This window comes from Streptosporangium sp. NPDC003464, assembly GCF_053588315.1.
In genome coordinates, this window is sequence record NZ_JBSFPS010000015.1 from 59,084 (window position 1) to 70,453 (window position 11,370).

An 11,370-nucleotide genomic window follows, 5' to 3' on the forward strand; every position below is an offset into this window, starting at 1 on the left:
GTGTGACGGTCCGGACGGTTACGACTCCACGGTGACCCTGCGGCTTCCGGGTAAGGCGCGCAGGATCACCGATGGTGTGACGTCATAAGTCGTCAGACGCGCGGGGACTCGCCTGCCGGCCGTTCGGCCGTCAGTACGTCCTCTCCGCGCAGAAGGGCGTGCACTTCCGACTCGCGGAAACGCCGGTGCCCTCCGGGGGTACGGATGCTGCTGATGCGGCCTGCCGCGGCCCAGCGTGTAACCGTCTTTGGGTCGACCCGGAAGAGGGCGGCAACCTCTCCAGGCGTCAGCAGACGCTCGCTGCTACTCTCCACAATCTCTCCCCCTCGCATCCCGCTTCCTGCCAGCGGGCGGACAGGTAACCAGTGTGCCGAGCGAAGCCTGATTTATCCGTGCTTTTCAACAAAGATCACGGGTTGTTATCGACTGACTGCCCGATTGTTATATGATAGAGCCTCTTTGGGACTCTCGTGGTTGTTTCTTTACGAAACTGATCTGATGGGCACACTAGCAGCGCTCGTGCTCGGTGCGAAGGGCGTCCGCGCCGTCTTCACGTCAGCGCTCATGCGGGCAGAGTGACGTAACCTCGACGCTGTGCATCCTGTCTTCGTTTACACCGCGTCCCGGCTGGGGCTGCTGGCCGTGACCCTCGGTGTGCTCTATCTCCTCGGCCTGCGCCAGCCATTGATCCTCCTGGTCGCCGCATTCCTGGTCAGTGGTGTGGCCAGTTACGTTCTGCTGTCAAAGCAGCGCGACGCGGTGAGCGAGCGAATCGCCAAGAATCGGGAGTGATCACGGCAGCGGGAACATGCCGACTCGGGCATGGTACTCGCGACCAAGCCGCGTTGTGTCGCTACCAACGAGTAGCCCACCCCGGTGGGCGAGGAATGCCTTGACGCCGATTCCGCGCTCCCTTGTCGGATTCCACTCCAGGGCCTTGCCGGTCCGCGGGTGGATCGCCCCGACGCCCGGCCGTTCCACCGCCCCCGGGCCGGCCGAGTCGCGGCCGAGCGGATTGTCCAGCCAGCGCTGGTGGCCGCCCACGTAGACGGCCGCCCCGGTGACCGCCACCGAGTAGAGCGAGTCGCCGCCGGTGTGGTTGACCCAGGTCGGCCGCACCTCGCCCCGCGCGTAGGTCTCGAACCGCGCGGCGGTGTCGCACGGCTTGCCCCGCCCGGCCGGGCCGCCGGTCGTGACGACCGCGAAGTAGCTGCCGTCGGGGGCGAAGTCCAGGCCCCGCACGTAACTGGGGAAGACCTCCAGGCACTTGGCGGCGTAGGCGTCGGTCCGCCAGTCGGCGACCTTCGCGGGCAGCGCGCCGACGTCGATCAGGCCGAGCTGGGGCCGCGACAGCCCGTCGAGGGTGGTGAAGTTGCCGTCGACGGCCAGGCGGTCCCGGCTGAGGGACATCGCCTGCACCCTGGTCCGGCCGCCCAGGGGCGCGCCGGGCCGGACGGCGAAGCCTGGGTCCACGGCGCCGGTGGCGGCCTCCAGCCGGGCGACGGCCGTGCGGAAGACGCGGCCCACGCCGGTGAAGTCGCCCCCCACGTAGAGGTGGGAGCCGCTCCGGGCCAGGCTGGTGACCGTGCCTCCGTAGACCTGGGCGCCGAAGCCGGGCACCGGCGAGCCGTCGGACAGCCGCAGGAGGGCCAGGCCCCGGGTCCTCGCCTCGCCGGTCACCGTGAACTCGCCGCCGGCGTAGACGGTGCCGCCGGTGCCCGCGGCGAGGGCGTTGACCGGCCGGTCGAGGTAGGGCGCGAAATCGGGCAGGATCCGCCCGGTGGCCAGGTCGTAGGCGAAGATGTTGTCGCGTTCCAGGACCGTCGCGTCACCGGCGTCGCGGACCTGGCTGAACCAGCCGCCGACCACGACCGTGCCCCCCACCAGGGCGATGGCGTTGACGATGCCGTCGAGCACGTGCGGGGTGGTGTCCACCGGATCGGCCGATACGACCTTGCTGTGCTTGGTGGTGCCGGCTGCGGCGACCCCTGCGGGGAGCAGCATCAGGGCCGCGGCCAGCACGGAAGCGGTTCTGGCAAACATTCGGCAATTTCTAGCAGACTCTCGGTAATCGAGTAGCTACTTTCCGTGGATTGTCCGGTCGGGCCTAGGCTTGTCCCTATGACGCGCGCTTCGCTGGACAAACAACCGCATGAGGTCGCCGCGATGTTCGATCGCACGGCCCGGCGCTACGACCTGGTCAATGACGTGATCTCCCTCGGGCAGGTGCGGCTGTGGCGCAAGGCGGCCGCGGCGGCCGTCGACGCGGGCCCCGGCGAGCTCGTCCTCGACCTGGGCGCGGGCACCGGCACCTCCACCGACGCGTTCACCGCGCTGGGCGCCCGCGCGATCGCCTCGGACTTCTCGCTCGGCATGCTGCGCACCGGCGTGCGGCGGCGGGGCGGCTCCGGCCTCTCCGGCGGCGGGGTGCGCGGCGTCACCTTCGTCGCCGGTGACGCGCTGCGGCTGCCCTTCGCCGACGACACCTTCGACGCGGTGACGATCTCGACCGCGCTGCGCAACGTCCACGACACCGGCCAGGCGCTGCGCGAGATGCTCCGGGTGGCCAAGCCGGGGGCCCGGCTGGTGATCCTTGAGTTCTCCCACCCGACGAACAAGTCTTTCGACCTCGTCTACTGCCAATACCTCATGAAGCTGATGCCGCAGGCCGCCAAGTTGGTCGGCTCCAACGACGATTCATACGAGTATCTGGCGGAGTCGATCAGGGAGTGGCCGGACCAGGCGGCACTGGCGAAGATCATCCAGGCTGCGGGCTGGGAGCGGGTCGCCTGGCGTAACCTCACCATGGGCATCGTGGCGCTTCATCGTGCGTATAAGCCCGCTTAGAAGATTCGCCGGCGATAGCCGCACCCGACTGACACTCCGCCTCGTAAAGGGGTTAGACTTCGGGCCGACAAGTTTGTGAAGACCTTCACAAAGGAACGAAAGGCCCCTCACCCCGAGGCCGTCAAAGCTTGTAGGACAGGACAGGTCCCGTGACCGTGCCAGCCGCCACACAGCGGAATGTCGCTGAGGCTGACGCCGACGTAATCGTCGTCGGCGCCGGGCCCGCCGGTTCGACAACCGCATTCCATCTCGCACAGGCCGGACTCGACGTCCTGTTGCTCGAGAAGACCACATTCCCCCGCGAGAAGGTCTGCGGCGACGGGCTGACGCCCCGAGCGGTCAAGCAGCTCATCGCCATGGGGATCGACATCGACGCTCCCGGCTGGGTCAGGAACAAGGGCCTGCGCGTGGTCGGCGGCGGGCTGCGCTTCGAGCTCGACTGGCCGGAGCTGTCCAGCTACCCCGACTTCGGGCTGGTCCGCACCCGGCAGGACTTCGACGAGATCCTCGCCGCCAACGCGGTGCGCAGCGGCGTCCGCCTGCTGCAGGGGGTCAACGTCACCGCCCCGATCCTCGACGACCGCAGCGGCCACATCGTGGGCGTGGTCGCCAAGAAGGACGGCGAGGAGGTCTCCTACAGGTCGCGCCTGGTGGTGGCCGCCGACGGCAACTCCACCCGGATCTCCCTGGCGATGGGGCTGCACAAGCGCGAGGACCGCCCGATGGGCGTCGCCGTACGGACCTACTTCGAGAGTCCGCGCCACGACGACGACTACCTGGAGACCTGGCTGGAGCTGTGGGACGGCGACACCCTGCTGCCCGGCTACGGCTGGATCTTCGGCGTCGGCGACGGCACCTCCAACGTGGGCCTCGGCCTGCTCAACACCTCCGAGTCCTTCAAGGGCATGGACTACCGCGACCTGCTCAGGCGCTGGGTCAAGAACATGCCCCCGGAGTGGGGCTACACCGAGGAGAACATGACCACCCCCATCAGGGGGGCGGCGCTGCCGATGGCCTTCAACCGCCAGCCGCACTACACGCGGGGCCTGGTGCTGGTCGGCGACGCGGGCGGGATGATCAACCCGTTCAACGGGGAGGGCATCGCCTACGCGATGGAGACCGGCCAGATCGCGGCCGAGACCATCGTCCAGGCGCTGGCCCGGACGACCCCCGCCCAGAGGGAGCGCGTGCTGCGCGCCTATCCCCAGACGCTGAAGGACGCCTACGGCGGCTACTTCACCCTGGGCAGGGGCTTCGTGGAGCTCATCGGGCGCCGCGGCGTGATGGACTTCTTCACCCGTCACGCGCTGCCCCACCCCCACCTGATGCGGTTCGCGCTCAAGCTCCTTGCTAATCTCACCGACCGGCGAGGCGACGCGTCAGACCGCATCATCAACGCTCTGTCGAAGGCCGCGCCGTCGGCATGACCACACCAGCCGCCTCCCCACGTGGAACCAGAGCGATGATCCCCCTGCATAAACTTGCAAAACAAAACAACGTGATGAGCTGCGCGCCGGCGCGCGTGGAGATGGGAGAGGAGGCGTAGCGATGGAGCTGTATGCACCCATCCTGGTGCTCGCCGTTCTCGCGGCGGGATTCGCGGTCTTCTCGGTGACGATCGCGCCCTTCACCGGTCCCAGGCGCTGGAACCGCGCGAAACTCGACGCCTACGAATGCGGCATCGAGCCGACGCCCCAGCCGGTCGGAGGTGGTCGCTTCCCGCTGAAGTACATGATCACCGCGATGCTCTTCATCGTGTTCGACATCGAGATCATCTTCCTCTACCCGTGGGCGGTCGCGTTCGACCAGCTCGGGATGTTCGGGTTGGTCGAGATGGTGCTGTTCATCGTCACCGTGCTCGTGGCCTACGCGTATGTGTGGCGCCGCAAGGGTCTGGACTGGGACTAGATATGGGTCTTGAAGAGAAACTTCCGAGCGGGTTCATGCTCAGCACGGTCGAGCAGGTGGCTGGCTGGGCGCGCAAGAACTCCGTGTGGCCGGCGACCTTCGGTCTCGCCTGCTGCGCCATCGAGCTGATGTCCACCGGCGGTCCCAAGCACGACCTGGCGCGCTTCGGCATGGAGCGCGCTTCGGCGTCTCCGCGGCAGGCCGACCTGATGATCGTGGCGGGCCGGCTGTCGCAGAAGATGGCCCCGGTGCTCCGCCAGATCTACGACCAGATGGCCGAGCCCAAGTGGGTCATCGCCATGGGCGTGTGCGCCTCCAGCGGCGGCATGTTCAACAACTACGCCATCGTGCAGGGCGTGGACCACGTCGTCCCCGTCGACATCTACCTGCCGGGCTGCCCGCCGCGGCCCGAGATGCTCATCGACGCGATCGTGAAGCTGCACGACAAGATCCAGAACATGAAGTTCGGCGCGCACCGCGCCAAGCAGATCGACGAGCTCGAACTGCAGGCGCTGCGGACGCTGCCGCTGATCGACCAGGGGACCGCCAAATGAGCCGGAGCGGACCCGGCGCGGTGCGCGCGGTGAATGAGGAGTTGGTGAGCGACCGATGAGCACGGACAATCTCCCCGAGATCCCGGAGGAGCCGATCGCCCATCTGGGCATGTTCGGCGCCTCGGGCTCCGGTGACACCTCCGGCTACGGCGGCCTGGTCGTACGGCGCAAGCCCCAGCTGTCCACTCCCCGCCCCTACGGCGGCTACTTCGACACCGTCGCCGACGAGCTGGAGCGCGCGCTGGGCGGCGACCTCGGCGACGCGATCGAGCGCGTGGTCGTCGACCGCGACGAGCTGACCTTCCACGTCAAGCGCGAGCGCCTGCTGGAGGTCGCCAGGCTCCTGCGCGACGACCCCGCCCTCCGCTTCGAGCTCTCGCTCGGCGTCTCCGGCGTGCACTACCCCCACATGGAGGGGGAGGAGCTGCGCGCGGTGATCCACCTGTGCTCGATCACGCACAACCGCCGCCTGCGCCTCGAGGTGTCCTGCCCCGACGCCGACCCGCACATCCCCTCCACGGTCTCGGTCTACCCGACCCACGACTGGCACGAGCGGGAGACCTGGGACTTCTTCGGGATCGTCTTCGACGGCCACCCGGCGCTGACCCGCATCATGATGCCCGACGACTGGGACGGTCATCCCCAGCGCAAGGACTACCCGCTGGGCGGCATCCCGGTCGAATACCGCGGCGCCCAGGTTCCCGCGCCGGACCAGAGGAGGTCCTACAAGTGAGCGCCCCCTACGAGGAGGCCACCGAGGGCAAGGTCTACACCGTCTCCGGCAACGACTGGACGGAGCTGGTCGAGACCCTCACCGGCCAGCAGGACGAGCAGCTCGTCATCAACATGGGCCCGCAGCACCCGTCCACGCACGGCGTGCTCCGCCTGGTCCTGAACCTGGACGGCGAGACGGTCACCGAGGCCCGCACGGTCATCGGTTACCTGCACACCGGCATCGAGAAGAACATCGAGTTCCGGACGTGGACCCAGGGGACCACGTTCGTCACCCGGATGGACTACCTCGCGCCGATCTTCAACGAGACCGCCTACTGCCTGGGCGTCGAGAAGCTGCTCGGCATCACCGACCGGATCCCCGAGCGGGCCCAGGCCATCCGCGTGATGATGATGGAGCTCACCCGCATCTCCTCGCACATGGTCGCCATCGGCACCTTCGGCATGGAGCTGGGCGCGACCACGCCGTTCCTCTTCGGCTCCCGCGAGCGCGAGATGGTGCTCGACGTGATGGAATACATCACCGGCCTGCGGATGAACATGGCCTACGTCCGGCCCGGCGGCGTCTCCGTCGACCTCCCGGCCGGCGCCGTGGACAAGGTCGGCGAGCTGCTGAAGGTCATGCCGGGGCGCATCAAGGACATGCGCAAGATGCTCGACGCGAACCCGGTCTACCTGGCCCGCACCAAGGACGTCGCCTACCTCGACCTCACCGGCTGCATGGCGCTGGGCGTCACCGGCCCGATGCTGCGGGCCGCGGGCCTGCCGTGGGACCTGCGCAAGTCGCAGCCCTACTGCGGCTACGAGACCTACGAGTTCGACGTCCCGACCGAGAAGACCGCCGACGTCTACGGCCGTTACCTGGTCCGGGTGGCCGAGATGGAGGAGTCGCTCAAGATCATCGAGCAGGCTCTGGACCGGCTGTCCGGCCCGCTCAAGGGCGGTCGCGTGATGGTCGACGACAAGAAGATCGGCTGGCCCGCGCAGCTCGCGCTCGGCCCCGACGGTCTCGGCAACTCGCCCGACCACATCGCGCACATCATGAGCGGCTCGATGGAGGCGCTGATCCACCACTTCAAGCTGGTGACCGAGGGCTTCCGGGTCCCGGCGGGGCAGGCGTACGCCTCGGTGGAGTCGCCCCGCGGCGAGCTCGGCGCCCACGTGGTCAGCGACGGCGGCACCCGGCCCTACCGTGTGCACTTCCGCGACCCGTCCTTCACGAACCTGCAGGCCATGCCGGCCACGTGCGAGGGCGGCATGGTCGCCGACGTCATCTCGGCAGTGGCCTCGATCGACCCCGTCATGGGAGGTGTGGACCGGTGACGTATACGCCGGAAGTCCGCGAGCGTCTGGAACGGGACGCCAAGGAGATCATCGGCCGTTACCCCAAGACCAGGTCGGCCCTGCTGCCCCTGCTGCACCTGGTGCAGTCGGAGGACGGCTACGTCTCCGACGCCGGTCAGGAGTTCTGCGCGGAGATGCTCGGCCTGAGCAAGGCCGAGGTCGTGGGCGTGTCCACCTTCTACACGATGTACAAGCGCAAGCCGATGGGCGACTATCACGTCGGCGTGTGCATCAACACGCTGTGCGCGGTCATGGGCGGCGACCAGATCTGGGACGAGCTGTCCGAGCACGTCGGCGTCGGCCACGACGAGGCGACCCCGGACGGCAAGGTCTCGCTGGAGCGGCTGGAGTGCAACGCCGCCTGCGACTTCGCCCCGGTGATGATGGTCAACTGGGAGTTCTTCGACAACCAGACCCCTGACTCGGCCAAGCAGCTCGTCGACGACCTGAAGGACGGCAAGGAGGTCTCGCCGACCCGCGGCCCCAAGAAGCTGTGCACCTTCAAGGAGGCCTCGCGCGTGCTGTCGGGCCTGCCCGACGGCCTGGCCGGCGACGGCCCCTCGGCGAGCGGCCCCTCCCTTGAGGGACTCAAGATCGCCAAGGCCAACGGATGGAAGGCCCCCGAGGCACCATGACGACTCTCACCCCGGTCCTCACCGCGAACTGGGACCAGCCCAACTCCTTCACCCTGGAGGGCTACGGCGACTACTCGGCGGCCAGGAAGGCGCTGAGCATGGACCCCGACGCCGTCATCCAGGCCGTCAAGGACTCCGGTCTGCGCGGCCGCGGCGGTGCGGGCTTCCCCACCGGCATGAAGTGGGGCTTCATCCCCCAGGGCGACGGCAAGCCGCACTATCTGGTGGTCAACGCCGACGAGTCCGAGCCGGGCACCTGCAAGGACATCCCGCTGATGATGGCCAACCCGCACTCGCTGGTCGAGGGCGTCATCATCACCTCCTACGCGATCCGCGCCAACCACGCCTTCATCTACGTGCGCGGCGAGGTGCTGCACGTCATCCGCCGCCTGCAGGCGGCCGTGGCCGAGGCCTACGACAAGGGCCTGCTCGGCAAGGACCTCTTCGGCTCCGGCTTCGACCTGGAGCTCGTGGTCCACAGCGGAGCCGGCGCCTACATCTGTGGCGAGGAGACGGCGCTGCTCGACTCGCTGGAGGGCTATCGCGGCCAACCTCGGCTCAAGCCCCCCTTCCCGGCCGTGGCGGGCCTCTACGCCTCGCCTACTGTCGTGAACAACGTGGAGTCGGTGGCCAGTGTTCCCTCGATCATCTCCAACGGGGCCGAATGGTTCGCGGGGATGGGCACCGAGAAGTCCAAGGGCTTCGGAATCTTCTCGCTGAGCGGCCACGTCACCCGTCCCGGCCAGTACGAGGCCCCGCTCGGCATCACGCTGCGCGAGCTGCTCGACATGGCGGGCGGTATCCGCGAGGGGCACCGGATCAAGTTCTGGACCCCCGGCGGGTCGAGCACCCCGATCTTCACCGACGAGCACCTGGACGTCCCGCTCGACTTCGAGTCGGTCGGCGCCAAGGGGTCCATGCTCGGCACCCGGGCCCTGCAGATCTTCGACGAGACCACCTGCGTGGTCCGCGCCGTGCTGCGCTGGACCGAGTTCTACGCGCACGAGTCCTGCGGCAAGTGCACTCCCTGCCGGGAGGGCACCTACTGGCTCAAGCAGGTGCTCAAGCGGCTGGAGAAGGGTCAGGGCACCGAAGAGGACCTGACCACGATCACCGACATCGCCGACAACATCCTGGGCCGCTCCTTCTGCGCCCTGGGCGACGGTGCGACCAGCCCCATCCACTCGTCGGTGAAGTACTTCCGCGACGAATACCTCAAGCACTTCGAGATCGGCGGCTGCCCGTTCGATCACGCTCCGTCCACGGTCTGGGGTGCCAAGTGAGCGGGCGGATCGCGGCAACCAGCAAGCACAGCACCGTTTCGGTCATGGGGCCGACGGAGGAGGCGCCATGACCGTCGAAGCGACGACCCCGGCCCAGGCGCCGGTAGACCTGGTGACCGTCACGATCGACGGTTTCCAGGTGAGCGTCCCCAAGGGCACGATGATCATCCGGGCGGCGGAGCTGCTCGGCATCCAGATCCCCCGCTTCTGCGACCACCCGCTCCTGGAGCCGGCGGCCAACTGCCGTCAGTGCCTGGTGGACATCCCGGACGCGGGCAACGGCCGCGGCTTCCCCAAGCCGCAGCCCTCCTGCGCCATCGAGGTCGCCCCGGGCATGGTCATCCAGACCCAGCTCACCTCCCCGGTCGCGGAGAAGGCCCAGCGCGGCGTCATGGAGCTGCTGCTCCTGAACCACCCGCTCGACTGCCCGGTCTGCGACAAGGGCGGCGAGTGCCCGCTGCAGAACCAGGCCATGTCCAACGGCCAGGGCGAGAGCCGTTTCGAGGAGAAGAAGCGCACCTTCGACAAGCCGGTCGCGCTCTCCACCGAGGTGCTGCTCGACCGCGAGCGCTGCGTCCAGTGCGCCCGCTGCATCCGCTTCTCCGACGAGATCGCCGGTGACCCGCTCATCGACTTCTTCGAGCGCGGGGCCAAGGAGCAGGTCGGCGCCGCCGACGGCGAGCCGTTCGAGTCCTACTTCTCGGGCAACACCATCCAGATCTGCCCCGTGGGCGCGCTGACCGGCGCCGCCTACCGGTTCCAGGCCCGCCCGTTCGACCTGGTCTCCACGCCCAGCGCGTGCGAGCACTGCGCCAGCGGCTGCTCGCTCCGGACCGACCACCGCCGGGGCAAGGTCACCCGCCGGCTGGCCGGGGACGACCCGGAGGTCAACGAGGAGTGGAACTGCGACAAGGGCCGCTGGGCCTTCACCTACGCGACCCAGCCCGACCGGCTGAAGACCCCCCTCGTCCGTGACGAGGAGGGCCGCCTCGTGCCGGCCTCCTGGCCCGAGGCGCTCGCCGCCGCGGCCCGGGGCCTGTCGGCGGCCCGCGGCAGCGCGGGCGTGCTCGTCGGCGGTCGCGTCACCGTCGAGGAGGCCTACGGCTACGCCAAGTTCGCCCGGATCGCGCTCGGCAGCAACGACGTCGACTTCCGCTCCCGGCCCCACTCCGCGGAGGAGGCGCAGTTCCTCGCGCACGCCGTCGCGGGCAAGGGCATCGAGATCCGCTACCGAGACCTGGAGAAGGCCCCGGCCGTGCTCCTGGTGGGCTTCGAGCCCGAGGACGAGTCGCCGATCGTCTTCCTGCGCCTGCGCAAGGCGTGGCGGAAGAAGGGCCTGAAGGTCTTCTCGATCGCGCCGTTCGCCGGTGAGGGCCTGGCCAAGATGGGCGGCACGCTGGTCCGCGCGCTGCCCGGCGCCGAGGCCGCCGCCGTCGAGGACCTGATCTCCGGGACCTCGCCGGTCGCCGAGGCGGTCAGGCAGCCGGGCGCGGTCATCCTCGCCGGTGAGCGCCTGGCCACCACACCGGGCGCCCTGTCGGCGCTGGTACGGCTGGCCGAGTCCACCGGCGCCCGCCTGGGCTGGGTCCCGCGCCGCGCCGGTGAGCGCGGTGCGATCGAGGCCGGAGCGCTGCCGAACCTGCTGCCCATCGGCCGCCCGGCCGACGACGAGACCGCCCGCGCCGAAGTGGCCAGGGCGTGGAACGTCGCCTCCCTCCCCGAGACCCCGGGCCGCGACACCTCCGCCATCCTGGCGGCGGCGCTGAACGGGGAGCTCGACGCCCTCGTCGTCGCCGGTGTCGACCCCTACGACCTGGCCGACCCCGAGGCCGCCCTGGCGGCCCTGGAGAACACGCCGTTCATCGTGAGCCTGGAGCAGCGCGCCAGCGCGGTCACCGACCGCGCCGACGTGGTGCTGCCGGTCGCCACGGTGAGCGAGAAGTCCGGCACGTTCGTCAACTGGGAGGGGCGCGGCCGCACCTTCGAGGAGGCGCTCCCGGTCCCCGGGATCATGAGCGACCTGCGGGCCGTCTCCGCGATCGCCGACCACATGGACGTGCACCTCGG

The 11,370-nt window shown here is 69.1% G+C and carries 12 protein-coding genes; 10 read left to right on the top strand and 2 right to left on the bottom strand.

The window, feature by feature from the left end; genetic code table 11:
* Positions 1 to 92: 92 nt before the first annotated feature.
* Positions 93 to 332, bottom strand: a complete 240-nt coding sequence (locus ACWDS7_RS05975; RefSeq protein ID WP_012887349.1) for a BldC family transcriptional regulator — start codon at positions 330 to 332, stop codon at positions 93 to 95.
* A gap of 262 nt (positions 333 to 594) precedes the next feature.
* Here ACWDS7_RS05975 and ACWDS7_RS05980 point away from each other — a divergent pair, with 262 nt between their 5' ends.
* Positions 595 to 792 (top strand): DUF4229 domain-containing protein, encoded by a 198-nt coding sequence (locus tag ACWDS7_RS05980; protein ID WP_306860439.1) that lies wholly within the window; start codon positions 595 to 597, stop codon positions 790 to 792.
* Here the strand turns inward: ACWDS7_RS05980 and ACWDS7_RS05985 are convergent, their stop codons facing one another.
* Positions 793 to 2,043, bottom strand: coding sequence for a hypothetical protein (locus ACWDS7_RS05985; RefSeq protein ID WP_451928325.1), 1,251 nt, complete (start codon positions 2,041 to 2,043; stop codon positions 793 to 795).
* A gap of 78 nt (positions 2,044 to 2,121) precedes the next feature.
* Between ACWDS7_RS05985 and ACWDS7_RS05990 the strand changes: the two genes are divergently transcribed.
* The 9 genes from ACWDS7_RS05990 to ACWDS7_RS06030 form a co-directional block, all read left to right on the top strand.
* On the top strand, positions 2,122 to 2,847 hold the full coding sequence (locus tag ACWDS7_RS05990; protein WP_306860435.1) for a demethylmenaquinone methyltransferase: 726 nt from the start codon (positions 2,122 to 2,124) through the stop codon (positions 2,845 to 2,847).
* Positions 2,848 to 2,996: 149 nt separating this feature from the next.
* Positions 2,997 to 4,274 (top strand): geranylgeranyl reductase family protein, encoded by a 1,278-nt coding sequence (locus ACWDS7_RS05995; protein WP_451928326.1) that lies wholly within the window; start codon positions 2,997 to 2,999, stop codon positions 4,272 to 4,274.
* 121 nt (positions 4,275 to 4,395) lie between these two features.
* Positions 4,396 to 4,755, top strand: coding sequence for an NADH-quinone oxidoreductase subunit A (locus tag ACWDS7_RS06000; protein ID WP_012887354.1), 360 nt, complete (start codon positions 4,396 to 4,398; stop codon positions 4,753 to 4,755).
* Positions 4,756 to 4,757: 2 nt separating this feature from the next.
* Entirely contained in the window at positions 4,758 to 5,309 is a 552-nt protein-coding gene (locus ACWDS7_RS06005; protein WP_184755084.1) for a NuoB/complex I 20 kDa subunit family protein, read from the top strand.
* A gap of 55 nt (positions 5,310 to 5,364) precedes the next feature.
* Entirely contained in the window at positions 5,365 to 6,042 is a 678-nt protein-coding gene (locus ACWDS7_RS06010) for an NADH-quinone oxidoreductase subunit C (RefSeq protein ID WP_306860426.1), read from the top strand.
* Positions 6,039 to 7,364: an NADH-quinone oxidoreductase subunit D gene (locus tag ACWDS7_RS06015; RefSeq protein WP_370879664.1), complete on the top strand. Its 1,326-nt coding sequence runs from the start codon at positions 6,039 to 6,041 to the stop codon at positions 7,362 to 7,364. The genes ACWDS7_RS06010 and ACWDS7_RS06015 overlap by 4 nt, the downstream gene beginning before the upstream one ends.
* Positions 7,361 to 8,020: an NADH-quinone oxidoreductase subunit NuoE gene (gene nuoE / locus ACWDS7_RS06020; RefSeq protein ID WP_306860424.1), complete on the top strand. Its 660-nt coding sequence runs from the start codon at positions 7,361 to 7,363 to the stop codon at positions 8,018 to 8,020. The genes ACWDS7_RS06015 and nuoE overlap by 4 nt, the downstream gene beginning before the upstream one ends.
* Positions 8,017 to 9,303, top strand: coding sequence for an NADH-quinone oxidoreductase subunit NuoF (nuoF, locus tag ACWDS7_RS06025; protein WP_451928327.1), 1,287 nt, complete (start codon positions 8,017 to 8,019; stop codon positions 9,301 to 9,303). The genes nuoE and nuoF overlap by 4 nt, the downstream gene beginning before the upstream one ends.
* Before the next feature lie 67 nt (positions 9,304 to 9,370).
* A partial coding sequence (locus ACWDS7_RS06030; protein WP_451928328.1) for an NADH-quinone oxidoreductase subunit G occupies positions 9,371 to 11,370 on the top strand: 2,000 nt, incomplete at its 3' end.

Bases quoted from the DNA above. Each gene is read 5' to 3' on its own strand.
- ACWDS7_RS05975 (WP_012887349.1), bottom strand. From the start codon at position 332: ATGCGAGGGGGAGAGATTGTGGAGAGTAGCAGCGAGCGTCTGCTGACG.
- ACWDS7_RS06010 (WP_306860426.1), top strand. From the start codon at position 5,365: ATGAGCACGGACAATCTCCCCGAGATCCCGGAGGAGCCGATCGCCCAT.
- ACWDS7_RS05985 (WP_451928325.1), bottom strand. From the start codon at position 2,043: ATGTTTGCCAGAACCGCTTCCGTGCTGGCCGCGGCCCTGATGCTGCTC.
- ACWDS7_RS06005 (WP_184755084.1), top strand. From the start codon at position 4,758: ATGGGTCTTGAAGAGAAACTTCCGAGCGGGTTCATGCTCAGCACGGTC.
- ACWDS7_RS06000 (WP_012887354.1), top strand. From the start codon at position 4,396: ATGGAGCTGTATGCACCCATCCTGGTGCTCGCCGTTCTCGCGGCGGGA.
- nuoF (WP_451928327.1), top strand. From the start codon at position 8,017: ATGACGACTCTCACCCCGGTCCTCACCGCGAACTGGGACCAGCCCAAC.
- ACWDS7_RS05990 (WP_306860435.1), top strand. From the start codon at position 2,122: ATGACGCGCGCTTCGCTGGACAAACAACCGCATGAGGTCGCCGCGATG.